At 61.6% G+C, this 25002-nt stretch carries 23 protein-coding genes; 11 read left to right on the top strand and 12 right to left on the bottom strand.

What is annotated here, in order from left to right; genetic code table 11:
* Nucleotides 1-189 precede the first annotated feature (189 nt).
* The 5 genes from IB266_RS16225 to cfaB all read left to right on the top strand — a co-directional run bounded on the left by IB266_RS16225 (nt 190) and on the right by cfaB (nt 7522).
* Nucleotides 190-2151 (top strand): protease modulator HflK, encoded by a 1962-nt coding sequence (locus tag IB266_RS16225; protein ID WP_192261775.1) that lies wholly within the window; start codon nt 190-192, stop codon nt 2149-2151.
* Entirely contained in the window at nt 2148-3188 is a 1041-nt protein-coding gene (gene hflC / locus IB266_RS16220; RefSeq protein WP_192261774.1) for a protease modulator HflC, read from the top strand. Before IB266_RS16225 ends, hflC begins: the two co-directional genes overlap by 4 nt.
* A complete protein-coding gene (hflK, locus tag IB266_RS16215) occupies nt 3185-4237 on the top strand; it encodes a protease modulator HflK (protein ID WP_060739949.1) in 1053 nt (350 codons plus the stop codon). Before hflC ends, hflK begins: the two co-directional genes overlap by 4 nt.
* Complete coding sequence (locus tag IB266_RS16210) at nt 4234-6153, top strand: heavy metal translocating P-type ATPase (protein ID WP_192261773.1); 1920 nt, start codon at nt 4234-4236, stop codon at nt 6151-6153. Before hflK ends, IB266_RS16210 begins: the two co-directional genes overlap by 4 nt.
* Nucleotides 6154-6334: 181 nt before the next feature.
* The gene (gene cfaB, locus IB266_RS16205) at nt 6335-7522 is read left to right on the top strand and encodes a C17 cyclopropane fatty acid synthase CfaB (protein WP_060739951.1); all 1188 of its coding nucleotides are present in this window, start codon (nt 6335-6337) and stop codon (nt 7520-7522) included.
* On the opposite strand, the gene cls is transcribed toward cfaB, so the two are convergent.
* Nucleotides 7519-8958, bottom strand: a complete 1440-nt coding sequence (gene cls, locus IB266_RS16200; RefSeq protein ID WP_103307951.1) for a cardiolipin synthase — start codon at nt 8956-8958, stop codon at nt 7519-7521. The genes cfaB and cls overlap by 4 nt on opposite strands.
* 141 nt (nt 8959-9099) lie before the next feature.
* Here cls and IB266_RS16195 point away from each other — a divergent pair, with 141 nt between their 5' ends.
* Nucleotides 9100-9621 carry a DUF3617 domain-containing protein gene (locus IB266_RS16195; RefSeq protein ID WP_063323704.1) on the top strand — a complete coding sequence of 174 codons (522 nt, stop codon included), beginning with the start codon at nt 9100-9102 and terminating at the stop codon, nt 9619-9621.
* 124 nt (nt 9622-9745) lie between these two features.
* Here IB266_RS16195 and IB266_RS16190 read toward each other — a convergent pair whose 3' ends face one another.
* The 5 genes from IB266_RS16190 to IB266_RS16170 all read right to left on the bottom strand — a co-directional run bounded on the left by IB266_RS16190 (nt 9746) and on the right by IB266_RS16170 (nt 13568).
* The gene (locus IB266_RS16190) at nt 9746-10621 is read right to left on the bottom strand and encodes a metal ABC transporter substrate-binding protein (protein ID WP_103307952.1); all 876 of its coding nucleotides are present in this window, start codon (nt 10619-10621) and stop codon (nt 9746-9748) included.
* Between the two features lie 11 nt (nt 10622-10632).
* The gene (locus tag IB266_RS16185; protein WP_060739955.1) at nt 10633-11499 is read right to left on the bottom strand and encodes a metal ABC transporter permease; all 867 of its coding nucleotides are present in this window, start codon (nt 11497-11499) and stop codon (nt 10633-10635) included.
* Nucleotides 11499-12167: a metal ABC transporter ATP-binding protein gene (locus tag IB266_RS16180; protein ID WP_192261772.1), complete on the bottom strand. Its 669-nt coding sequence runs from the start codon at nt 12165-12167 to the stop codon at nt 11499-11501. The genes IB266_RS16185 and IB266_RS16180 overlap by 1 nt, the downstream gene beginning before the upstream one ends.
* Complete coding sequence (gene folE2 / locus IB266_RS16175) at nt 12164-13060, bottom strand: GTP cyclohydrolase FolE2 (protein ID WP_192261862.1); 897 nt, start codon at nt 13058-13060, stop codon at nt 12164-12166. The genes IB266_RS16180 and folE2 overlap by 4 nt, the downstream gene beginning before the upstream one ends.
* Before the next feature lie 115 nt (nt 13061-13175).
* Nucleotides 13176-13568, bottom strand: coding sequence for a glutamine synthetase (locus IB266_RS16170; protein ID WP_086936691.1), 393 nt, complete (start codon nt 13566-13568; stop codon nt 13176-13178).
* Nucleotides 13569-13695: 127 nt separating this feature from the next.
* On the opposite strand from IB266_RS16170, the gene zigA reads away from it, so the two are divergent.
* A complete protein-coding gene (gene zigA / locus IB266_RS16165; RefSeq protein WP_192261771.1) occupies nt 13696-14904 on the top strand; it encodes a zinc metallochaperone GTPase ZigA in 1209 nt (402 codons plus the stop codon).
* A complete protein-coding gene (locus IB266_RS16160) occupies nt 14904-15554 on the top strand; it encodes a DUF1826 domain-containing protein (RefSeq protein WP_192261770.1) in 651 nt (216 codons plus the stop codon). Before zigA ends, IB266_RS16160 begins: the two co-directional genes overlap by 1 nt.
* Here IB266_RS16160 and IB266_RS16155 read toward each other — a convergent pair.
* Nucleotides 15551-15904, bottom strand: coding sequence for an NADH:ubiquinone oxidoreductase (locus IB266_RS16155; RefSeq protein ID WP_192261769.1), 354 nt, complete (start codon nt 15902-15904; stop codon nt 15551-15553). The genes IB266_RS16160 and IB266_RS16155 overlap by 4 nt on opposite strands.
* A 27-nt stretch (nt 15905-15931) precedes the next feature.
* On the opposite strand from IB266_RS16155, the gene IB266_RS16150 reads away from it, so the two are divergent.
* On the top strand, nt 15932-16897 hold the full coding sequence (locus tag IB266_RS16150) for a CobW family GTP-binding protein (protein ID WP_192261768.1): 966 nt from the start codon (nt 15932-15934) through the stop codon (nt 16895-16897).
* 12 nt (nt 16898-16909) lie between these two features.
* Here IB266_RS16150 and IB266_RS16145 read toward each other — a convergent pair whose 3' ends face one another.
* A complete protein-coding gene (locus IB266_RS16145) occupies nt 16910-17332 on the bottom strand; it encodes a DUF3301 domain-containing protein (RefSeq protein ID WP_060739962.1) in 423 nt (140 codons plus the stop codon).
* A 119-nt stretch (nt 17333-17451) separates the two neighbouring features.
* Between IB266_RS16145 and pdxY the strand changes: the two genes are divergently transcribed.
* Nucleotides 17452-18324: a pyridoxal kinase PdxY gene (gene pdxY, locus IB266_RS16140; protein ID WP_092200343.1), complete on the top strand. Its 873-nt coding sequence runs from the start codon at nt 17452-17454 to the stop codon at nt 18322-18324.
* Between the two features lie 122 nt (nt 18325-18446).
* On the opposite strand, the gene IB266_RS16135 is transcribed toward pdxY, so the two are convergent.
* Entirely contained in the window at nt 18447-18932 is a 486-nt protein-coding gene (locus tag IB266_RS16135) for an acyl-CoA thioesterase (RefSeq protein ID WP_060739964.1), read from the bottom strand.
* Between the two features lie 279 nt (nt 18933-19211).
* Between IB266_RS16135 and IB266_RS16130 the strand changes: the two genes are divergently transcribed.
* A complete protein-coding gene (locus IB266_RS16130; protein ID WP_192261767.1) occupies nt 19212-20975 on the top strand; it encodes a cation:proton antiporter in 1764 nt (587 codons plus the stop codon).
* A 13-nt stretch (nt 20976-20988) separates the two neighbouring features.
* Here the strand turns inward: IB266_RS16130 and IB266_RS16125 are convergent, their stop codons facing one another.
* The 3 genes from IB266_RS16125 to uvrD all read right to left on the bottom strand — a co-directional run bounded on the left by IB266_RS16125 (nt 20989) and on the right by uvrD (nt 24892).
* Entirely contained in the window at nt 20989-21396 is a 408-nt protein-coding gene (locus IB266_RS16125; RefSeq protein ID WP_003187120.1) for an SMI1/KNR4 family protein, read from the bottom strand.
* 140 nt (nt 21397-21536) lie between these two features.
* Nucleotides 21537-22412, bottom strand: coding sequence for a Tim44 domain-containing protein (locus IB266_RS16120; protein ID WP_192261766.1), 876 nt, complete (start codon nt 22410-22412; stop codon nt 21537-21539).
* A 296-nt stretch (nt 22413-22708) separates the two neighbouring features.
* Nucleotides 22709-24892 carry a DNA helicase II gene (gene uvrD / locus IB266_RS16115; RefSeq protein WP_060739967.1) on the bottom strand — a complete coding sequence of 728 codons (2184 nt, stop codon included), beginning with the start codon at nt 24890-24892 and terminating at the stop codon, nt 22709-22711.
* Nucleotides 24893-25002: the final 110 nt, after the last annotated feature.

The following is a 25002-nucleotide window of genomic DNA, read 5'->3' as shown; positions in this document are numbered from 1 at the left end:
ATGAGCGTAATATGAGCGTTTCCAGAGATTCCGGTCAAGGCTTAAGTCAAGAGGTCGACGTGGGCCTTGTCATGAAGAATTCAAAACAGAAATTTCACAGTAATCGTTATAAGGTAACGGCATATAACGGAGCGGCGGTGGCGTCTGCCCACAAGCCCGGATTTTGATCGCCACGAAAGCTGGGGTGGTATGCAAGTCGATCTAGATATCGAGGGGGCACAAGTGGCCGAATGGCCGCGTTTCCAGCGCGCGTCGTTTCAAGGGCGCCGCTTGAAGCTTATCGCCTGCGCCTTGGGAGGCGTGGCGGGATTGGGTCTGGTCCTGGCGTTTTTTATCGGGGTGTTTTCGCCGCAATCGCTGTGGCCGGTCTTGCTGGTCAGCCAAAGTGCGGGACTGTTGGTGTTGGTGGCCGGCTTGCAATCCGCCTGGTGGGTGACGCAATGGCGCAGCAGGGCATTGTTGCCGGCTGTGGATAACCTGCCGACGGAAAACGAGCCTGTTGATAACTTGGGTTGGTATGAGCGGCTGCTGGAGCGCATCGGTGCCCGTTCGGTCGGTCTGCTCAAGCAAATCGGTGCGCCCGCGTTGTGGCTGGCCGGTTGGGCCGTACTGGTATTGCTGGGCCTGGAGCACGCCTGGGACTTGCAGTTGCCGGCTGCCGCCCTCGGTGTTTCCGCCAGCGTGGGGGCGGTGCTGTCGTTGTTGTTGGCGTTCGGGTTATTGGTGTTCGAGCGGCAATTGGCCCAGCAGCCCCCCGTGGAGTGGCCGGAAGCGCCAGCGCTGGCGCAACTGACCCGGGTGGCGATCATCGTGCTGGTGCTTGGCGCCTTGTGCTTGCTGTTCGCTGCAGAAACGTCCACCTGGTCGGTGCGCCTGGCGGTGCTGATGGGGCTGTTGCCCGGGCTGGTGGCGGCGGAGTTGTTGTTGCGCGCGGTGCTATCGTTGTTCATCCCGCGCCGGGACGCCCTGGAGCCGACGCTGCTGGGCCGCAGTGTCATCGCCGATCTGTTGCGCTGGCCGCCGCAACCGTGGCTGGCCTTGCAGCATGAACTGCATAACCGTTTCGGCATCGACCTGCGCCAGATCTGGGCCTTCAGCTACATGCGTCGGGCTTTCTTGCCGGTGTTGGCGTCAGTGGCGCTGGTGGGCTGGTTGCTGACAGGTGTGCACGAAGTGCCGCTGCAGGGGCGGGGCATCTATGAGCGCTTCGGTAAACCGGTAGAGGTGTTCGGTCCCGGTTTGCATGTCGCGTTGCCTTGGCCGTGGGGCAGGGTGCTCAATGTCGAGAATGGCGTTGTGCATGAACTGGCGACCAGCGTCGCGCAGAGTCGTGCAGAGGTCGAGGCTGAACCGGCGGAGGGACCGGCACCGGCCATTGCCAATCGGTTGTGGGATGCCAGCCATGTGAACGACAAATCCCAGGTCATTGCCAGCCGTCGTGCCGACCAGCAGAGCTTCCAGATCGTCAACATGGATGTGCGTTTTGTCTATCGCATCGGCCTGACGGATGCCGCGGCGCTGGCGGCGACTTACAACAGCGCCGATGTGCCGACGCTGATCCGCAGCACCGCCAGCCGCATCCTGGTGCATGAGTTTGCTTCGCGTACGTTGGATGGTTTGCTGGGTGCCGACCGCGTGAGCCTGGCCGACGAAATCGGTCGCGCTGTCCAGGCTGATCTGCAATCTGTCGACAGCGGTGTGGAAATCCTGGCGACGGTGGTGGAGGCGATTCATCCGCCGGCCGGTGCGGCCAATGCCTACCACGGCGTGCAGGCCGCGCAGATCGGCGCCCAGGCATTGATCGCCCGGGAGCGTGGCGCGGCGGCGGAACAGACCAACCAGGCGCAATTGCAAGCCAGCATCGCCCATGACCGGGCCAGTGCCACTGCGCGGGAAATCAACGCGACCGCCCAGGCTGCCGATTTGCGTTTCAACGCCGACCGCAAAGCCTACGCCACGGCGGGGCACGCTTTTGTGTTGGAACATTATTTGAGCCAACTGAGCCAGGGCCTCGGCAATGCCCAGTTGCTGATTCTCGATCATCGCCTGGGCGGTAGCAGCAACGCGCCGACCATCGACTTGCGAACCTTCACGCTGCCGGCCGACCCCGCGTCGCCGCGTAACCCTGTCCCGCCAGGAGCTGCCCATTGAGCCAGTCCTCTTCACACGGTCACCACGACCACGCCGGTCACGATCACGGCCATGCTGGTCATCACCATGGTCATCATCACCACCATCACGGCGACCCGCAGCAAGCCGGGCCGTTTCCTTGGCGGCGGATGGGCTGGGCCGTGTTGTTGGTGGCCTTTGCCGTCGCGGCCGCGAGCCTGGTGCAAGTGCGGTCGGGGGAGGCCACGGTCATTACCCGTTTCGGCAATCCGGCCCGGGTGCTGCTGCAACCTGGCCTGGGGTGGCGCTGGCCGGCGCCATTCGAGGCGGCGATCCCGGTGGACCTGCGATTGCGCACCACCTCAAGCGGACTGCAGGATGTCGGTACCCGCGATGGACTGCGGATCATTGTCCAGGCCTACGTGGCCTGGCAGGTCCAGGGCGACCCGGACAACGTGCAGCGTTTCATGCGCGCGGTGCAGAACCAACCGGACGAAGCTGCGCGGCAGATCCGCACATTTGTCGGCTCCGCGCTGGAAACCACGGCCGCCAGTTTTGACCTGGCGAACCTGGTCAACACCGATGCCAGCCAAGTGCGCATCGCCGATTTCGAAGCGCAGTTGCGTCAGCAGATCGATCAACAGTTGCTTGCCACTTACGGTGTACGGGTGTTGCAAGTCGGTATCGAACGCCTGACGTTGCCATCGGTAACGCTGACTGCAACCGTCGACCGCATGCGAGCCGAGCGCGAAACCATCGCCACCGAACGCACCGCCATCGGCAAGCGCGAAGCGGCGCAGATTCGCTCCGCCGCAGAACGTGATGCCCGCGTCGTGCAAGCCGATGCCACGGTAAAGGCCGCTGATATCGAGGCGCAATCCCGGGTGGACGCGGCCGAAATCTATGGCCGGGCATACGCCGGCTCTCCCCAGCTCTACAACCTGCTCCGTTCGCTGGACACCTTGGGCACCATCGTCAGCCCAGGCACCAAGCTGATTTTGCGCACCGATGCCGCACCATTCCGTGTCCTGGTGGACGGTCCTGCCTCCATGGACGGCAAAGGTGGAACACAACCATGAGTTTGGTTCCACGTGGAACAAATGCGTTATCCAGTCCGTGGATCCAGGCCGGGCGTTTGGCGTTTCTAGCGCTTTACGCTGTCACGGTGTTGGCGGCGTTGGCCTGGGTCTTTTCCAACGTGCGCCAGATCGACCCGCAGAGTCGTGCGGTGGTGCTGCACTTCGGCGCCTTGGATCGTATCCAGAATGCCGGCCTCTTGCTGGCTTGGCCGCGCCCCGTGGAACAAGTGATCCTGCTGCCAGCAGCGGATCGGGTGCTGGAACGGCGGGTGGAAAACCTGCTGCGCTCGGACGCGGCCTTGCAGGCTGATCGTGTGGCCAGTTTCGCCACGCCGGTCAGCGATGCATTGGCCGGCTCTGGTTATTTATTGACCGGTGATGCCGGTGTGGTGCAACTGGATGTGCGGGTGTTCTATAAGGTCACGGACCCTTACGCTTTCGTCTTGCAAGGCGAACATGTCCTGCCGGCACTGGATCGACTGGCGACCCGCAGTGCCGTGGCCCTGACCGCGGCCCGGGACCTGGACACCATTCTGGTGGCTCGCCCCGAACTGATGGGCAGTGACAACCAGGCGGCCGAGCGCCGCGAACGCTTGCGAGGCGATCTGGTTCAGGGGCTTAACCGACGCCTGGCTGACCTGGCGGCGACGGGGCAGGGGCTGGGCATCGAAGTGGTGCGGGTCGACGTGCAATCGAGTCTGCCCGGGCCGGCGGTGAGTGCTTTCAACGCGGTACTGACCGCCAGCCAGCAGGCCGACAAAGCCGTGGCCAACGCACGGACTGAAGCGGAAAAACTCACCCAGGTCGCCCGCCAGGACGCTGACCGTGCCGTGCAAGTCGCCCATGCCCAGGCCAGCGAGCGGCTTGCCAAGGCTTCGGCCGACACGGCCACGGTACTCGGGCTGGCGAAGACCCAGGGCAGCGATCCGCAAATGCTGCTGCGCCTGTATCGCGAACGCATGCCTGCCATCCTTCGCCAGGCCGGTTCAGTGACCACGGTCGACCCGAAAGACGATTCTCGGCTGATCATCCAGGGAGCCGGCCAATGACCGCTCGAACGCCTGCTGTACCGATGCTGTCCTCGGCGGAGCAACGCATCGCCGCCCGGCAACTGACCTTGGCGATGCTCGCTCTTGGCTTGCTCGCATTGGGCCTGGTATGGCGCGGCTGGTCGCCAGAGCAGAGCGGCGTCAGCCAACTGCTGTTGGGGTTCGCCTCGCTGTTGGTGGCGGTGCCGGTGATGCGTTCGGCCTGGTACAGCTTGCGGTACCCAAGCCTGCACGGAATCACTGACCAACTGATCGCCCTGGCGATGCTCGGCGCCTGGGCCACCGGCGATCTGCTGACCGCGGCGTTGCTGCCGATCATCATGATCTTCGGCCATGTGCTGGAAGAGCGCAGTGTCATCGGTTCCCAAGAGGCGATCCATGCCCTTGGCCAACTGACCCGTAGCCAAGGTCGCAAGGTACAGGCCGACGGCTCGATCATCGACGTCGACAATGCGACGCTCCAGGCCGGCGATGTCGTGGAGGTGCGCGCGGGTGACCGGGTGCCGGCCGATGGTCGGGTGTTGTCCGGCCAGGCCAGCCTCGACACCGCGCCCATCACCGGTGAGTCGGTGCCGCTGGAGGCGGTGGTCGGCACGGAAGTCTTCGGTGGTGCGATCAACCTCGATGGCCTGCTGCGCCTGGAGGTGACCCGTACTGGCGAAGAGTCCACCTTGGGCAAGGTCATCGCCCTGATGCAAAACGCCGAACGCTCCAAGCCACCCATCACCCGTTTGCTGGAACGCTACGCCGGCAGTTACCTGGTATTGGTGTTGTTACTGGCGGCAGTGACCTGGTTCGTGACCAACGATGCCCAGGCGATGTTGGCGGTATTGGTGGCGGCGTGTCCCTGCGCGTTGGTGCTGTCGGCGCCGGCCACCGCCATTGCCGGGATCGCGGTGGCGGCGCGCCACGGGATCCTGATCCGCAGCTCGGCCTTTTTGGAAGAACTGGCGGACCTGACCTCGTTGGTCGTCGACAAGACTGGCACCTTGACCTATGGCGTGTTGCGCCTGCAATCCATCGAACCTGCCCAGGATGCTCACGCGTCGTTGTTGCTGCCGCTGGCTGCCAGCCTCGGGTCGGCCAGCAGTCATCCGGTCAGTCGTGCCTTGGCGGGGCTGGTGGAACAGGACAACTGCCTGGCCCTGACGGACATTCGTGAGCGCCAGGGGTTGGGTGTGGTCGCGATGACGTCTCAGGGCGAAGCGGCCCTCGGTCGGCCGGAGTTATTTGCACAGTTGGGCATTCAAACCCCAGCGGTTCCTGAGCACGACGGCCCGATTGCCGGTCTGGCGCTGGATGGGCAGTTCCTCGCCTGGTTGCTGTTGGCCGACAGCGTCAAGCCGGAGGCACAGGTGGCCATGGCCGAGTTGCGCGAGTTGGGTCTGGGCCGTCAGTTGCTGTTGACCGGCGACCGCCAGAGCGTGGCCACGATCCTGGCCCGGGATGTCGGCATCGGCGATGTGCAAGCCCAGGCTTTGCCGGAAGACAAACTCAAGCGGGTCATGGCTGAAATCGACCATGGGTTCCGCCCGATGGTGGTGGGCGATGGCATCAACGATTCCCTGGCGCTCAAGGCCGGGGTGGTGGGCGTCGCCATGGGAGCCGGTGGTGCAGACATCGCCCTGGCGTCAGCAGACATCGTGCTGATCGGCAGCGACCTGCGGCGCCTCGGTACCTGCGTACGACTGAGTCGCCAGTGTCGGCGCACGTTGCAGGTCAACGTGATCATTGGCCTGGGCTGGACGCTGGCCATCGTTGCCTTTGCCGCCTTCGGCTGGCTTGGCGCGGCGGGGGCGATGATCGCTGCGCTGCTGCACAATCTCAGTACCCTGCTAGTGTTAGGTAATGCCGGGCGCTTGCTGCGGTTCCAGGAGCCACTGCTCAAGATCCAAGCGAAGGGCACCGTTGGGTAGGGTCAGCGAACTGCGCGTTGTACTTGCAGTCTGCTATTGGAGAGGGCGTGCCAGCGCAGGAGTTACCCGCCACAGGAGTGATTTGGGACAGCGATAGAAAAAGGCTATAAATTCGATAGCCTGCTATTTTTCTAGCATGGTCTACCCTCATTTCAGACGTCTGAAACAAGGGGGATTTTCCATGCTCGCGCAACTTCCACCGGCCTTACAGAATCTGCATCTACCGCTTCGGCTGCGGCTCTGGGATGGCCACGAATTTTCACTGGGGGCCGACCCCAGCGTCACGATTGTGGTCAAGGACCCACAAATGGTCGCGCAATTCACTCACCCCAGCCTGGACGCATTGGGGGCGGCGTTTGTCGAAGGCAAACTGGAACTCGAAGGCCCGATCCACGAAGTCATTCGGGTCTGCGATGAATTGAGCCAGGCCTTGGTCGAGGATGATCCCGACAACCAGCCGGTGCGCTCGGTCCACGACAAGGAAACCGACGCCAAGGCGATCTCCTACCACTACGATCTTTCCAACGCGTTTTATCAGCTATGGCTCGACAGCGACATGGCCTATTCCTGTGCCTATTTCGAGACAGGCAGCGAAACCCTCGAGCAGGCCCAGCAAGCCAAGTTTCGCCACCTGTGTCGCAAGCTGCGATTGCAACCGGGGGACTACCTGCTGGATGTCGGTTGCGGATGGGGTGGCCTGGCGCGTTATGCCGCGCGGGAGTTTGGTGCCAAGGTCTTCGGCATTACCCTGAGCAAGGCGCAGCTGGCGTTGGCCCGGGAACGGGTCAAGGCCGAAGGCCTGGAGGATCAGGTCGAGTTGCAACTGCTGGACTACCGCGACCTGCCCCAGGACGGCCGCTTCGACAAAGTGGTCAGCGTGGGTATGTTCGAGCATGTCGGCCACGCCAACCTCGAGCAGTACTGCAAGACGCTGTTCGGCGCCGTGCGCGAAGGTGGGCTGGTGATGAACCATGGCATCACCGCCAAGCACACCGACGGGCGTCCGGTCGGTCGCGGCGCGGGCGAGTTCATTGAGAAGTACGTATTCCCCAACGGCGAGTTGCCGCACCTGTCGATGATTTCCGCGCAGATCAGTGAAGCGGGGCTGGAGATCGTCGATGTGGAAAGCTTGCGCATGCACTATGCACGCACGCTCGATCACTGGAGTGAACGCCTGGAGGACAATCTCGAGGCAGCGTCGAAGGAAGTGCCGGAGCAGGCATTGCGGATCTGGCGTCTGTACCTGGCCGGGTGCGCCTACGCGTTCGCCAAGGGTTGGATCAACCTGCACCAGATCCTGGCGGTGAAGGCCCATGCCGACGGTAGCCATGAGCTGCCATGGACCCGCGACGACATCTACACCCCTTAGAGAATCGGGGAAATAAGCCGGGCGATCCGCATGCCGACCTTCTGCAGGCGGTGGGTCTCCCGGCTTTCCTGTTTGTCGATTTCCTGGGCTTGGGCGAAGTCCTCTTCAAGCATTTGCTCGACCTCACTGGCGAACGGGATATCCACGGTGAGCAGCATGACTTCGAAGTTCAAGCGGAACGAACGGTTGTCCAGGTTCGCACTGCCAATGGCGCTGATTTCCCGGTCGATCAACACCACTTTCTGATGCAGGAAGCCCGGTCCATAACGGAACATCCGCACACCGGCCCGTACCGCTTCAAACGCGTACAGGCTGGACGCTGCGTAGACGATCTTGTGGTCGGGCCGCGAGGGCAGCAGGATGCGCACATCCACGCCGCGCAGTACCGCCAGGCGCAAGGCTGCGAACACCGCTTCGTCGGGGATGAAGTAGGGCGTGGTGATCCAGACGCGTTCGCTGGCGGCGTGAATGGCCTCGACGAAAAACAGCGAGCAGGTTTCATAGGCGTCGGCCGGGCCGCTGGCCAGCAACTGGCAAAGCACGCCGTCGTCCGGGTAGCTGTCCGGCAGGATCAGCGGGGGCAGGGAACGGGCCGCCCAGAACCAGTCTTCGGCGAACGACTCTTGCATGCTCGCCACCACCGGCCCGCACACTTGCACATGGGTGTCGCGCCACGGCGCCAAGGGTGGTTTATCGCCCATGTATTCGTCACCGACGTTGTGCCCGCCGACGAACCCTTGCACGCCGTCCACCACCACGATCTTTCGATGGTTGCGAAAGTTGACCTGGAATCGGTTGAGCCAGCCGCTGCGGGTGGCGAACGCTTTTACGTGGACGCCACCGTCGCGCAAGGCTTGCACGTAGCGGTGGGGCAGGGAGTGGCTGCCAATGCGGTCATAGAGCAGGTACACGGCCACGCCTTCGGCGGCTTTCTTCAAGAGCAGCGAGTGCAAGCGTTGACCGAGGCGGTCGTCATGGATGATGAAGAACTGGATCAGCACGGCCTGTCGTGCCTGTTCGATGGCCTGGAAAATCGCCTCGAACGTGGCGTGGCCGTTGACCAGCAAACGCACCTGATTATTGGCCAGGCACGGTGTGCGTCCGAGTTTCGGCATGGCCCGTAACGAGGCATAGGCCTGGGAGGCGCGAGCGGTCAGGGCTTCTTCGACCCAGGGGCGCCAGTTCAACTCGGAGATTGCCTTGCGCATTTCTTCGTTGGCTTGCCGACGCGCCTTGATATAACCATCGAACGTGCTGCGGCCGAACACCAGGTAAGGAATCAACGTCAGGTAGGGAATGAAGGTCAGCGACAGGGCCCAGGCAATCGAGCCTTGGGCGGTGCGCACCGTCAGCACGGCGTGGACGGCGGCAATGGAACCCAGGGTGTGGAGCAGCGCGATCAGGTAACCGAAAACATGCGGGCCGAAATAATCCATGGGGCAGCCTTGCTCCTGAAGTTTCAATGCTTAACAGACCATGTTCCGTGACGAATGTCGCTATTTAATTCACCGGTTCAGGCCCTGAACCGAACCCCGTGGAAGGCGTCTAACGGCCACTTGTCCTCTGGAGTTCGTGTAATGAATGTTCGTCTGCTGGGTGTGGCCTTGGCGATGGGTTTGTCGGTTCCGATGGCGGCTCAGGCGCAGATGCTCCAGCCGGGTTTGTGGGAATTGACCACCAGCAATATGAAGGTCGATAACCAGAACCTGCCGGACCTGCAACTGATCCTTGGCCAGTTGCAAACCCAGATGACCCCGGAGCAACGGGCGATGCTGGAAAAGCAGGGGATTACCATGGGGGGTAAAGGCATTCGCGTGTGCCTGACCCCGGCGCAGGTGCAAACCAATGACATTCCGCTGCAAGACCCGCAATCGGGTTGCAAGCAGCAGATCACCGAGCGCACCGGCAATCAGTGGAAGTTCCGCTTCAGTTGCCCGAAAGCCCAGGGTACTGGGGTCGCGACATTCCAGAGTGATCGTGAATTCACCACCAAGGTCAACGGCACGTTCAATGCCACCGGCATCCAGCAGAACGGTAGCCTCGACACTCGCGCGGTCTGGCTGGGGCAGGATTGCGGGACGGTCAAACCGAGGGCTTGAAGCTCATTTGAAGTAATCGCTTGGTGAGCCTGTGGGAGCCAGGCTTGCTCGCGATGCAAACAATTCGGTGAGTCGCCAAGGGCGTCACCGTTCATCGCGGGCAAGCCTTGCTCCCACACATGCTCTAAGGCCGACTCAGTGCCTCGTACAACGTATTGAGGTTGTATTCGAACAGGCCGGTGAACGTGCTCGCCGGTCCGCTGGCGGCGAGTGCGTCGGAGTACAGCGTGCCGCCGATGTGAGCGCCGCTCTCGTCGGCGATCTGCTTGAGCAGGCGCGCGTCCTTGATGTTTTCCATGAACACCGCTTTGACTTTCGCCTGACGGATCTGGGTAATTAGCGCCGCGACTTCTGCCGCCGACGGTTCACGTTCGGTGGATAACCCCTGGGGCGCCATGAACTCGATGCCATAGGCCTGGCCCAGGTAACCGAATGCATCGTGGGACGTCACGATCTTGCGATTACCGGCAGGCAATGCGCCGAGCTTGGCCTTGGCTTCGGCGAGTAGGGCGTAGATTTTCTTCAGGTATGCCTGGCTGTTGCGTTCGTAGTCGGCCTTGTTGGCCGGGTCGGCAGCTTCCAGTGCCTTGGTGATGTTGCTGACATACAGCTCGGCGTTCGCCAGGTTGTGCCATGCGTGCGGGTCGGGGATGGTCTCACCGTCCTCATCCAGTGACCGGGGGATGACGCCACGGCTGGCGCTGATCACCGGGGCACTGGTTTCGGTACTGGTCACCAGTCGGTCCAGCCACGGCTCGAAACCCAAGCCATTCTTGATGATCAGTGTTGCCCTGAGCAACGCCTTGGCGTCGTCTGGGGTGGGTTCGTAGGTGTGTGCATCGGCGTCCGGCCCGACCATGTTGGTGATTTGAATATGCTCACCACCGACCTGTCGGGTCATGTCGGCGAGGATGCTGAAGCTGGTCACCACCTGGAGTTTTTCGGCGGCGGACAGGGACATGGACAGCATCAGACTGATTAGCACGAGCAGTACGCGCATCGGGAAACACCTCATTGGGATGTGAGCAAGGGCGGGCGGCGCAGCAAACCGTGCACCGGCCCGAATACCACCGACAGCAGATACGACACGCCCGCCACCAGAACGATGGACGGTCCGCTGGGCAGTGAGTAATAGAACGACAACAGCAGGCCAAGCCAAACCGAGAGGCAACCGAGCAGCGCGGCGATCAGCATCAGCAGCGGCAGGCGACGGCTCCAGAATCGCGACGCGGCGGCCGGCAGCATCATCAGGCCGACGACCATCAACGCGCCGATGGCCTGGAAACCGATCACCAGGTTCAGCACCACCAAGGTCAGGAACACGCCGTGGGCCAAAGGGCCGAGACGACTGACGGTTTGCAGGAACAGCGGGTCTAGGGTATCGAGCAGCAGCGGTCGATAAATCAACGCCATCGCCACCAGGCTGGCGCCGGAAACCCACAACATGCCGGTGAGTGTGGGGCCGTCCACCGCCAAGGCCGAGCCAAACAGCAGATGCAACAAGTCCAGGCGTTTGCCGGCCATGCCGAGGATCAACACGCCGGCCGCCAGGGAAATGGGATAAATCGCCGCGAGGCTGGCGTCCTCTCGTAGGCCGGTGCGCCGGGTAATCCAGGCGGCAAGCCCGGCCATGCTCAGGCCCGCGCCCAGACCGCCCAGGGTCAAGGCGGGCAGGCTCAGCCCGGCAAACCAGAAACCCAGAGCGGCGCCGGGCAGGATGCCGTGAGCCACGGCGTCACCGATCAGGCTCATGCGCCGAAGAATCAGGAACACACCCAACGGCGCCGTGCTGCACGCCAACACCAGGCCACCCAACAAGGCCCGACGCATGAAGACAAACTCTTGGAAGGGTTGCCAGAAATGCGTGGCCGTGAGCATCAGGCCACCCACGCATGGGGTTGTTGGGCGATCAAATCGACACTGCGGCCCAGCACGCAGCCGGTGTTTTTGATCAGCAGCGTATGGGGGACATGTTGGCGTACCGCTGCCAGATCATGACACACCACCACGATGGTCCGGCCTGCTGCGTGCCAGCGATGGATGTGTTTCCACAGTAGCGCCTGGCCTTGTTCGTCGAGGGCGGCGTGGGGTTCGTCGAGCAACAGCAAGGGCGCTTCGGCCAGGCTCAGGCGAGCGAGCAGGGCGCGTTGCAGCTCGCCTCCCGACAGCGCCATGAGCGGACGCTGCTCAAGGCCGTTCAGTGCCCAATCGTCCAGTACGGTCTGCAGTAACTGTCTACGCATGGCTGGCGTGTGGCGATTGCCCCAAGAACCGGCCGCCACCAGGTCTTGCAAGTTGATGGGAAATTGCCGATCCAGATGTTGCTGCTGGGGCATGAATGAGACGCCACCACGTCGTGGAACATTCAAGGCGACTTTGCCGGCCAGCGGCTTTTGCAGCCCCGCGAGCACTTTCAACAGGCTGCTTTTGCCCGAGCCGTTGGCGCCGATGATGGCGGTGAGGCTGCCTGCCGGTCGCTCCATGGCGAGGGGCGGTGTGAGGGGTTGTCCGGGTGCACCCCAGCGCAGTGCTTGGCAGTCGATCATGATGGCTCCCGGGTCCAGCGGCTTTGTGCCACGGCGTCATGGGCATGAAGGCTTTCGGCGTGAACGACGCGTACATCCAGGGCGGTGATCTCCGATGAGCGGGCCAGGGCCGTGCTCAATCGCCGCGCGGCGTCTTCGCAGAACATCAGGTTTTGCCCGTTGGCCAAGGCGAAGGCTTGCTCATCGGCGCGTTTCACGGCGGTCTGCACGGCGGTGCCGAGGGCTGCTTCGGCTTGGTTGATGAACGACTGCAGCGGCAATTCGTCGACAGCGACGTCCAGACGTAGAGTCAAAGTCGCCGTGCTGCGCTGGCTATGCGGGGTGGCAACAATGCCGTTCGATGAGCCCAACCACGCGAGAATTTCGGCATGCTCAAGTTTCTTGTTAGCAAAGTCGTCGACAAATTGCTGTTGGATCAACTGCCGGGCAAGGGCTGCCGAACAAGGGCAAGTCGAGGAATAGGGAATCTGAATTTTCAGTTCCACGTGGAACATTGTGTTTTTCAACTGGGCTTCGATGCTCACCGGATAGCCTTTCCAGCCTGCCAACGGGCTGATTAGCGCCGGACGTTTGAGCAGCAGCTCGGTATGCACAGTGAGCGAAGCCGCATGGGATAAGCCTTCATGGCTGTCGAGGAATTGCTCCAGGATTCGGCGCAATAGCGCTGGCGAAAGTGGCGTCTCTTCCAGCAACCCCAGCGCCAGATATAAACGCGACATATGAATGCCACGTGCCTCGCTGTCATCGAGGCTCACACCGGCGTCGACCGTTGCGCTGAGGCGCTGGCCATCAATCAACACCGGCGTTGCGATGCCACACATGCCTACCCAATCAAGGGGCAGGGTTTGATGTGAAACCTGCGCAGCCACATCGGGCAGCGTTAACGCATTCATGGTCAAGGCCCATCGAAGGTTAAAATTAGATGTTATAGTATAACAGTTAATTTCAAGAAGCCTTTTCCATGAAAGGAGTTTCATCTCCCTGAATGTTCACGTTCCACGTGAAACATTAACGCGATGAATCCTGGCATCCGTTCATGCGGCCGCATGTAAATGCGCCGGTGCTACCGCCCGAGCTGGAAAAACGATTGAGGGTTGTCCAGCCCACACGCTGGCTGTATCCAACCCAACTTTCCCCATCCGACGCCAGTCCGGTAAAGAACGTGAGCTGACCGTAACGGCTGTTCGTTTGCGCCCAATAGCGGCGAGTGGTGGCTTCAAAACCACGTAAATAAATAGTGTTTCCAGCCGTCGCAACGCTATAGGCATTGCCTTGCATATCCACACACGCCAGCAAATTCGCGCTACGGGTGCAGTTTGCCAAGAGCGGACTCTGGGCCGCAGCGCCTGACGCCCACAGCAACAATGAGCCCGCAAAAACAAATTTCAGAGGATTGCGCATGAATGGATCTCAGACCAATGAGGAGCGGCGGGGCTGGTTGAACTGCGTTGTTATACTATAACATAAAGACAACCAAGCCCTGAAAACGAGCCGTCATCGAAGCGGCCGCCCGATGAGGATATACCTGATGCCCAATCGTCTTCCCGTCACCGTACTTTCCGGATTCCTCGGTGCCGGTAAAAGCACACTGCTCAATCACATCCTGCGTAATCGCGACAACCTGCGGGTTGCTGTGATCGTCAACGATATGAGCGAGATCAACATCGATGGCAGCGAAGTCCAGCGAGATGTCACCCTGAGTCGTTCCGAAGAGAAGCTGGTGGAAATGAGCAACGGCTGCATCTGCTGCACGTTGCGCGAGGACTTGCTCGAAGAAGTCGGGCAACTCGCCAGGGAAGGGCGTTTCGACTACTTGCTGATCGAGTCCACCGGTATTTCCGAACCGCTGCCAGTGGCGGAAACCTTCACGTTTCGCGATGAAGAGGGCCGAAGCCTGGCCGATGTGGCGCGACTCGATACCCTGGTCACGGTGGTCGATGGGGTGAATTTCCTGCTGGATTACCAGGCCGCCGAAAGCCTGGCGTCGCGAGGCGAAACCCTGGGTGAGGAGGATGAACGCTCGATCACCGATCTGCTGATCGAACAAATCGAGTTTGCCGACGTGATTCTGATCAGCAAGATCGACCTGATCAGCCAGCATGAGCGGGAGGAATTGACCGCGATTCTGCAGCGTCTCAACGCCCAGGCGCAGATCATTCCCATGGTCATGGGGCAGGTGCCACTGGGCAGAATCCTCGACACAGGCCTTTTCGACTTCGAACGCGCCGCCCAGGCACCTGGCTGGCTACAGGAGCTGCGCGGTGAGCACGTGCCAGAAACCGAGGAATACGGCATCGCCTCGACCGCTTATCGGGCTCGCCGACCGTTTCATCCCCAGCGGTTCTTCAACTTCATCGACCGGCCGTGGCCCAATGGCAAACTCCTGCGCTCCAAGGGGTTCTTCTGGCTGGCCAGCAAGCCTGAGGAGGCGGGCAGCTGGTCTCAGGCTGGCGGCTTGATGCGACATGGCTTCGCCGGGCGCTGGTGGCGGTTCGTGCCGAAAAACCAATGGCCGCAGGATGAAGAGAGCACCGCGGCGATCATGAAGAACTGGCTGGCTGCCACAGGCGATTGTCGTCAGGAGCTGGTCTTCATTGGCCAGGACATTGATTTTGGCCAACTCGCCGCTGAACTGGATGCTTGCCTGCTCACCGATGCGGAAATGGCCCTTGGGGTCGAAAATTGGCGCTTGTTGCCGGATCCGTTCGGGCCGTGGCATGAAGAGGTTGCAGCGTGATGCTGGCGCCCAGTCTGAAACGAACGACGCAGGTACGACAGGTCCAAGGTGATACGCCAGGGGTATTCACGCAGATCCTGGACGACGGCACCAACCTGGCGGTCTGGCAGCGTCAGCTTCCCGCCCACATCAGCGATTTTGCGGCCATGGTGCTGGCGATGGACCAGCCGCTGGCTGAATCACGGGTGCTCGACTTGCCAGAGGAAGACACCCAGCCAGCGCTGGACGGTCTGGCCGCGGGTTTCAGCGACCTGCAGGGCTATGAAGGCTTTATCGCCGATGTTTCCTGGCTGGTCTGTGCGTTTGCCTGCCTGTTGGGCGCGCAACGTGTCGGTCTGCGCCTGCGCACCCTGGACAAGGCCATGTGCCCGCGCTTCCACGTTGACCACGTACCGGTACGGCTGTTGACCACCTATGCGGGCGTCGGCAGCCAGTGGCTCAAGGAAGAGGCCATGGACCGTCGGCACCTGGCACAGCCTGAGGCAGAACCGGTTGATCCGCGCGTGATCCAGCAGTTTGGTTGCGGTGATGTCGGCTTGCTTAAAGGCGAGAAATGGCACGGTAATGAGGGGTTTGGCCTGATCCATCGCTCGCCTGCGCCTGCGCCGGGAGAGCGTCGCCTGATTCTCACGCTGGATTGGCTGGCTTAGGGCTTGAGCCAGGTGCCTTGGCTTTGCCCTTCGCAAAATGGCTGCAGGTACGCGGCATCGGTCGCCACGCCGTAATAGTGAATATCCTGGCGGTAAGGCATATTGGCGACCTGGGCGTTGCTGCAAACGCCGAACGCGCCGCCAGGGCATTGATCGACGTATTGCACCTCGACCTTCTGGCCGGCAAGGTTTGGCTGGCAGAAGCCATCGGCAAACAGTTTCTGCGGAATGCTGCGGTTCTGTTGGCAGACTTTCACATCGAGTCGCTCCGCCTGGCTGTGAACCACGCAGGCCTGGGCCAGCGCCTGGTCCGACATCAGTGCCAGTAACAACCAGCCGATCAATCGCATATTCACCTCCATCGAAAGCCGTCGATTATGTTGCAGCACATTCCCACCCATGTCATCGCCGGCCCCTTGGGCGCCGGCAAGACCAGCCTGATCAGGCATCTGCTGGCCCAGCGACCGGTCAATGAACGCTGGGCGGTGCTGATCAACGAGTTCGGCCAGATCGGCCTGGATGCCGCGCTGCTGACCCAGGCTGGCGATGGTATCGCACTGGGCGAAGTGGCCGGCGGCTGCTTGTGCTGCGTCAATGGCGCGCCGTTTCAGATCGGTCTTGGGCGTTTGCTGCGCAAGGCCCGGCCGGATCGGCTGTTCATCGAACCCTCGGGCCTGGGACATCCGGCACAGTTGATGCGGCAACTGAGTGAAGCGCCCTGGCTCGGCGTACTCGCGGTGCAACCCTGTGTGCTGGTGTTGGATGCCCGGGCGATGGCGGACGGCAAACCCTTGCCCGATGCGCAGCGACAAACCCTGGCGGATGCCGGACTGCTGGTGCTGAACAAATCCGAGAGCCTCACGCAAGCCGATCGCGAACGGGTGACGGCGCAACTGTCAGGGTCTGCGTTGTACTGGACGCAACACGCGGCATTACCGATCGATCGATTACCAGGCCTTGCGGCTCAGGGCAGCGGGTCTGTGGATAACGTGAACCTGCCCAAGAGTCTGGGCCAGATCCCGGCCATCTGGACCGACCCGACGCAACCCATCTGCCTGTATCAGCAGCAGGACGGAGGCTGGAGTATCGGCTGGCGCTGGCACCCAAGCCAACGATTCGACGCGGCGGCGCTGACGCGATGGCTACAAGACCAGGGCTGGAAACGGGCGAAGATGGTTATCCACAGCTGCGACGGTTGGGTTTCAGCCAATGCGTTGGAGGGGGCGGCGCTGGGCTGGCAAGCCAGCGAGTGGCGCCAGGATTCTCGGGTCGAGCTGATTTTCGATCAGCTGCAAGACGTCGATCGCCTGAAAGCCGGTCTGGTGAGTTGTCGATGTTCCTGAATCAGCCTTGTTTCAAGGCTTCCACTTGTTGTGTTCCTGGCGCCATTGGCTCAATTCGATGACTTCAGCCCTGGGCCTGGTCTGGACCGGTTCGATGGGCGCTGGCGGTGTTTCTTCGAAGGGCATCGGGTAGGGCGCCAGCTCTATGTGTGCGCTGTGGGCACCAAATTGGGTGATGGTGCCCGAATGGCGGCTTTCGCCGGTGACGGTGAACTCGAAGTTGTAGACGCGAGCCAGGCGTCGTCGTCCATTGGCGTCCTTCACGAAGCCGATTTTTTTCAGCGCCACATTGCCGTCCAGCAGCTCGATCTTGAGGTTGGCGCAATGCTGCATGACCCTCGCCAACGCCCGTTCGCGCAAGCCATGGTTGTGCCACAGCCAGGCGCCGCCGGTAGCCAGCAGCATCAGCACGAAGATGTTTCCAAGGGTCAGCATGAACGAAGTGCTCCAACAAGTTGCTGTCAGCTTAACTGTCTCGCCGGTCTGTCGTACAGGCTGCGTTTAGTCGCATACTGCGCGGCTTGAATTTCAATCGTTTTACGGAAACTTCCCGCATGAAACGTACGCCTCATCTGCTTGCCATTCAGTCCCACGTGGTGTTCGGTCACGCTGGCAATAGCGCCGCAGTGTTTCCGATGCAGCGGGTCGGCGTGAACGTCTGGCCGCTCAATACCGTGCAGTTTTCCAATCACACCCAGTACGGCCAATGGACCGGTGAGGTGCTGGCGCCAGAGCAGATACCGGCATTGGTAGAAGGCATTGCCGCTATTGGTGAGCTGGGGCATTGCGATGCGGTGTTGTCCGGTTACCTGGGCAGCGCGGCTCAGGGGCGGGCGATTCTGACGGGCGTGGCGCGGATCAAGGCTGCCAATCCCAAGGCGCTGTACCTGTGCGACCCGGTCATGGGGCACCCTGAGAAGGGCTGCATCGTGGCGCCCGAGGTGAGCGAATTTCTCCTGGAAGAAGCCGCTGCCGTGGCGGACCTCATGTGCCCGAACCAACTGGAGCTGGACAGTTTTTCGGGGCGCAAGGCGCAGTCGTTGCTGGACTGCCTGGCCATGGCCCGCGCGTTGCTGGCCCGTGGCCCGAAGGCGGTGCTGGTCAAGCACCTGGCCTACCCCGGCAAACCCGATGACAGTTTCGAAATGCTGCTGGTGACCGCCAATGACAGTTGGCACCTGCGTCGTCCACTGCTGGCTTTCCCGCGCCAGCCGGTGGGGGTGGGCGACCTGACGTCGGGCCTGTTCCTGGCGCGGATTCTGTTGGGGGACAGTTTGGTCGCGGCATTCGAATTCACCGCCGCGGCGGTGCACGAAGTGTTGCTGGAGACCCAGGCCTGTACCAGCTATGAGCTGGAACTGGTCCGCGCCCAGGACCGGATCGCTCATCCACGGGTGCGGTTCGAGGCTGTGCCAATCAGCCTCTGATCGCCCGTGGAGATGCTGCAAATCCCTGTGGGAGCGAGCTTGCTCGCGATGAGGAAATCACATTCAACATCGATGCTGGCTGTGACACCGCCATCGCGAGCAAGCGCGCTCCCGGCGGCCGATTAAGGCCCGTCCGCCTTGATCTCCTGGTAGCGCCTCTCCAGTTCCTGGCGGATCTGCCGGCGTTGCTGGGCTTGTTCGTAGCGGCGTTTTTCTTCGCTGTTTTGCGGCTGCAAGGGCGGCACGGTCGCGGGCTTGCGTTGGTCATCCACCGCAACCATGGTGAAGAAGCAACTGTTGGTGTGGCGCACCGAGCGTTCGCGAATATTTTCAGTCACGACTTTGATGCCCACTTCCATCGACGTGTTGCCGGTGTAGTTCACCGAGGCCAGGAAGGTCACCAGTTCGCCGACATGAATCGGCTCACGAAAGATGACCTGGTCAACCGACAGGGTCACCACGTAGCGTCCGGCGTAGCGGCTGGCGCAGGCGTAGGCGACTTCGTCGAGATATTTGAGCAAGGTGCCGCCATGGACATTGCCAGAGAAGTTGGCCATATCGGGGGTCATCAACACCGTCATCGACAGCTGGGCGTTTCCGGGTTCCATAACGTACTCACGGTTCAAGGCAGTCATTCGGGAGGCACCTCTGCGGGTGCTAGGGGCGGCCTGCGAACAGGTCACCAGGTTTTAAAAACCACACGATATCGGGACGCTGCGCCTGTGCTTGCCGTCACGCGCCAATGGATCTGTTTCCATATATTGCACCGTCTTTTTGTCGGAAGTCGCGGTGTTACCCTTCAAAAGCCCGTTGCGAGGGCAATTCCTACAGAGGAAACGGATTTCTCCAGCTCTGCAGTGAGTCAATTTTGAACAGGGAGCCCCGACATGCATGCCATCAGTTTCATCCAGGATTTGGCGATCATCATGATGGCGGCGGGGTTGGTGACCGTACTCTTTCATCGTTTCAAACAACCGGTGGTATTGGGCTACATCGTGGCCGGCTTCATCATTGGCCCGCATACGCCACCGTTCGGCTTTATCCATGACGAAGACACGATCAAGACCCTGGCCGAGCTCGGGGTGATCTTCCTGATGTTTTGCCTGGGCCTGGAATTCAGCCTGCGCAAACTGTTCCAGGTCGGCGCCACGGCCTTCATCGCGGCGTTCCTCGAAATTGTGCTGATGATCTGGATCGGCTACGAAATCGGCCGCTGGTTCGACTGGAGCACCATGGACTCGCTGTTCCTCGGCGCCATCCTGGCCATTTCCTCCACCACGATCATCGTCAAGGCGCTCAACGACCTGAAGATGAAAAACGAGCGCTTCGCCCAGCTGATTTTCGGGGTGTTGATCGTCGAGGACATCCTGGGCATTGGCATCATCGCCTTGCTGTCGAGCATTGCCGTGAGCGGCACCGTGAGCTCTGGCGAAGTGTTTTCCACCGTCGGCAAGTTGTCGCTGTTCATGATCGTCGCGTTAGTCATCGGCATTCTGCTGGTGCCGAGGGTGCTGGCCTACGTAGCGAAGTTCGACAGCAACGAAATGCTGCTGATTACCGTGCTCGGCCTGTGTTTCGGCTTCTGCCTGCTGGTGGTGAAACTGGAATACAGCATGGTGCTCGGGGCGTTCCTGATCGGTGCGATCATGGCCGAGTCCCGGCAACTGCTGAAGATCGAGCGGTTGGTGGAGCCGGTGCGTGATCTGTTCAGCGCGATCTTCTTCGTCGCCATCGGGTTGATGCTCGATCCGGCGATACTGCTGCAGTACGCCTGGCCGATTGCCGTGATCACGGGCGCAGTGGTGCTCGGTAAGATGTTGTCCTGCGGCCTTGGTGCCTTTATCGCCGGCAATGACGGACGCACCTCGCTGCGCGTTGGGATGGGGCTTTCCCAAATCGGCGAATTTTCCTTCATCATCGCTTCGCTGGGGATGACCCTGCAGGTCACCAGCGATTTTCTCTATCCAGTCGCGGTCGCCGTCTCGGTGTTGACCACACTGATGACGCCGTACCTGATCCGGGCCGCCGACCCGCTGTCCGTGAAGTTGGCGACGGTCATGCCACAGCGCCTGACGCGGGTGCTGGGGATGTACGGGGAATGGCTGCGTAGCATCCAACCCCAGGGTGAAGGGGCGATGGTGGCGTCGATGATCCGGCGGATTTTGCTGCAGGTCGGCGTCAACCTGGCGCTGGTGATTGCGATTTTTGTCTCGGGTGGTTTTTTCGCCGAACGGATGTCGGCTTACCTGCAAGCCTGGATCAGCGACCCGAGCTGGCAGAAAGCACTGATCTGGGGTGGGGCGTTGCTGCTGTCGCTACCGTTCCTGATCGCCGCGTACCGCAAGCTCAAGGCGCTGTCGATGCTGCTGGCGGAAATGGGCGTGAAGCCGGAGATGGCTGGCCGCCACACCCAGCGTGTGCGTCGGGTGATCGCCGAAGTGATCCCAATTCTCTCGCTGTTGGTGATTTTCCTGCTCTTGGCAGCCTTGTCGGCCAGCATTCTGCCGACCAACAAGTTGCTCGTACTGATCGCCGTGGTGGCGACTGCCGTGGCGGCACTGCTCTGGCGCTGGTTCATCCGCCTGCATACGCGGATGCAGGTGGCCCTGCTTGAAACCCTGGACAACCACAAGGAGTCGTCCGGGCATTGACCGGCGACGGGGCTCAGCTTTCCAGCCAGACGTCCCGGGCCCAGTGCCAGACCGATTCCCAGGTTTCCTCGGCGATCAGTTCTTCTTCGGCCTGCCACAGCACCACCGTGCCGTCCTCTTCGACGCAGTAATAATCGTCGCCGTCCTGGCAGATCGGGATCAGGCTGCGGTCGACACCGGCATCCCAGGCGTTGGCGGCCACGTCCGGCAGGTAGGTGTGGGATTGTGGATCGGTGACGGTCACCGGCTCCAGGCTGCCGTAGACGACATCGCTGACGGTCAGCAAAAACTCCCTGAAGACGAATGGGATATCGATGAACAGCTGTTCTTCGATCTCTACCAGCAAATCTTCGTCGGGCAACTCCAGCGGGACCGGTACGGGCTCGTTGGCTTCACGCAATTGTTCGATGATTTCTTCCACGTCCGGGGTTCCTCTTTCTCGATGGCGCGGTTTTATATGAAGCGGTTTATACAGTAGCTCGCCATAGATGCAACCGCGAAATAGAAAACCCCGGCCTGGGCCGGGGTTCTTTTATTTCAACATGCAAAACGGGCAAAGGTTCAACCGTTCTGGCGGATACCTGCCACCAGCCAAGGCTGGTCATCGCCCTGGGCGCGTTCCATGTTCCAGCTTTCGCTGAACGCTTCGCCCTTGTCGAAGCGAGAATCCTTCGAGACACCGATGAAGGTCAGGGTGGCGATGGTTTTGTCGGCGCGATCGTCGACACCATCCAGTTGCACCTGCAGGTTATCGATGTAGGTGGACTGGAAGCCATCACCCAGCTCGGCTCGCTCGCGCTTGAGGAACTCCAGCAGTTGCGGGGTCACGAACTCGGCGATCTTGTCCATTTCGTTCGCGTCCCAATGCTGCTGCAGGGACATGAAGTGGTTGCGGGCGGCTTCGATGAAGCGTTGCTCGTTGAACCAGGCCGGCGCATTGATGACCGGACGAGCGGCCGCAGGCGCTGCCGAACCACCGAAGATCGAACCACTGGCAGGCTGCTGGTTGAACACTTCACGCTGCATCGGCGCGTGGCCGGCTGGAGCGAGTTGCTCCTGCTGCTTGCGACGACGAGCGGCAATGAAGCGGAAGACCAGGAAGGCGATGACCGCCATGATCAGGATGTCGAAGATCTGCATGCCCTGGAAGCCGTCGCCCATGAACATGGAGGCGAGCAGGCCACCGGCGGCGATGCCGGCCAGGGGGCCGAGCCAGCGCGACGCGCCGCTGGCCTTGGTGGCAGCGCCAGCGGCACCGGCCGCGCCTGCGGTGGCAGCGGTGGAGCCGGCGGCAGAAGACGGCGCCATCTGGCTGGTCTGGTGAGTCGGGGCTGCTCCCGAACTTTTACCACCGCCAAAGCGCTTGGCGGCATTGGCATCGATGGCCATCGTCAGGCCGATGCACAACGCCATGGCGACGCTAAGAAAACGTTTCATATAAAGGCATTCCCATTTGTGGATAGCACGCGGGCCATGTTGCACAGCTGAACTGTTGCTGGCTAGCGGCAGAGTGTTTCTGGCTTTTGCATGACAGGTGAGGTTCAGCTTCAGCTGTGCAAGAGGGCCTGTTCGCTTTGGGCTGTAGGAAAGAGGAACAAGTTCTATCGGAAATGTTCCCAGAACAACTGTGGGAGCGAGCTTGCTCGCGATAGCGGTGTGTCAGTCAGCATCAATAATGACTGATCGACCGCTATCGCGAGCAAGCTCGCTCCCACGGGGGCCTACACAAATCTCTAGATCGCCTCGAGCTTGGCATACCCCAGCATCAGCCACTTGCTGCCTTCGCTGAAGTTCACCTGCACCCGGGCCTGGGCGCCAGCGCCTTCGAAGTTGAGGATGACGCCGTCGCCGAACACCGAGTGCCGCACGGTCTGGCCGAGGCTGAAGCCGGTTTCCGGGATGTCGCTGCCACCGAACAGGCTGCTGGTGCTTTGTTGCTGGCCGCCGCCGAACGGTCGGCTGACACTGTTGGACAGCCGAACTTCCTGGATCAGGCCCTTCGGCACTTCACGGACGAAGCGCGACACCTTGTTGTAGGTCTCGCTGCCATACAGGCGTCGGGTTTCGGCGTAGGTCAGCACCAGATTCTGCATGGCCCGGGTGATACCAACGTAAGCCAGGCGCCGTTCCTCTTCCAGGCGCCCCGGTTCTTCCAGGCTCATCTTGTGGGGGAACAGGCCTTCTTCCATGCCCACGAGGAACACGTAGGGGAATTCCAGGCCCTTGGCGCTGTGCAGGGTCATCAGCTGGATGCTGTCTTCATGTTCGTCGGCCTGGGTGTCGCCGGCCTCCAGGGAGGCGTGACCCAGGAAGGCCGACAGCGGTGACAGGTCTTCGTCTTCTTCGGTGTTCTCGAAGTTGCGCGCGGCGCTGACCAGCTCCTCGAGGTTTTCCACCCGAGCCTGGCCTTTCTCGCCTTTTTCCGCTTCGTGGTAGGCGATCAGGCCGGACTGCTCGATGACGGTCTGGGTCATCAAGTGCAGAGGCATCTCCCCGCACTTGGCGGCCAGGTCTTCGATCAGGTCCATGAAGGCCTTCAGGGCGCCGGCGGCGCGACCGGTCACGCCTTTGTTGGCCACCAGTTGGCGCATGGCTTCCCACATGGACACGTGGCTGTGGCGCGCGTGATCGCGAATCGCTTCGACGGTTTTCTCGCCGATGCCTCGCGTCGGCACGTTGATCACCCGCTCCAGGGCCGCGTCGTTGCCACGACCTTCGAGCAGGCGCAGGTAGGCCATGGCGTTCTTGATTTCAGCACGTTCGAAAAAGCGCTGGCCGCCATAGATGCGGTACGGGATCCGTTCGCGCAGCAAGGCTTCTTCCAGTACCCGCGATTGGGCGTTGGAACGGTACAGGATGGCAATGTCGCTGCGGGCCAGGCCGGTTTTCAGCGCGCTCTCGATGGTTTCCACCACGTAGCGGGCTTCATCGTGTTCGTTGAAGGCGGCGTAGAGGTTGATCGCCTCGCCTTCGCCGCCGTCGGTCCACAGTTCCTTGCCCAGGCGCCCGGTATTGTTGGCGATCAGGGCGTTGGCGGCCTTGAGGATGCCGGCGGTCGAGCGGTAGTTCTGTTCCAGGCGGATGACTTCGGCGTCAGGGAAGTCCGCCGAGTACTGGTGAATGTTCTCGATCTTGGCGCCGCGCCAGCCGTAGATCGACTGATCGTCGTCACCCACCACCATCAGGCTGTCGCCGCCCTTGGCGAGCAGGCGCAACCAGGCGTATTGCACGGCGTTGGTGTCCTGGAATTCGTCCACCAGTACATGCCGGAAGCGCTTTTGATAGTGGGCCAGCAGGCCTGGGTGGTCGCGCCACAGGTCCAGGGCCCGTAGCAGCAGCTCGGAAAAGTCGATCACCCCGGCACGCTGGCACGCCGCCTCGTAGGCTTCGTAGATGCTGCGCATGGTCGCCAGGAACAAGTCGCCGCTGGCCTGGATGTGCTGCGGGCGCAGGCCTTCGTCTTTCTGGCCGTTGATGAACCATTGGGCCTGGCGGGCCGGCCAGCGTTGCTCGTCCAGGCCCAGCTCGCGGATCACCCGCTTGACCAGGCGCTGCTGGTCGTCGCTGTCCAGGATCTGGAAGGTCTGGCTCAGCCCGGCCTCCTGCCAATGCGCCCGCAACAAGCGGTGCGCCAGGCCGTGGAAGGTGCCGACCCACATGCCGGCGGGGTTGATGCCCATCAGTTGTTCGATGCGATGGCGCATCTCGGCCGCGGCCTTGTTGGTGAACGTCACCGACAGGATCGAATGGGGCGAGGCGTTCTCGACCTGGATCAACCAGGCGATACGGTGCACCAGCACTCGGGTTTTACCGGAGCCGGCACCGGCCAGGACCAACTGACGACCCACGGAGGCGGCTACGGCCTGACGTTGGGCATCGTTGAGGGAGTTCAGCAGAAGGGAGAGATCATCGCGCATCGGGGCATTCTAGGGTGCGGCGTCACCCCGGGCAAACCGAGCTTTGCATCAGCCGATAAAAGACCGCTTGGTGATGACTGGCGGGTCACAGGCTACAGGCGTTGGCGGGA

This window comes from Pseudomonas sp. Pdm06 (assembly GCF_014851795.1).
GTDB classification, from domain to species: domain Bacteria; phylum Pseudomonadota; class Gammaproteobacteria; order Pseudomonadales; family Pseudomonadaceae; genus Aquipseudomonas; species Aquipseudomonas fluorescens_AA.
This window is presented reverse-complemented; position numbering and strand designations above follow the sequence as displayed.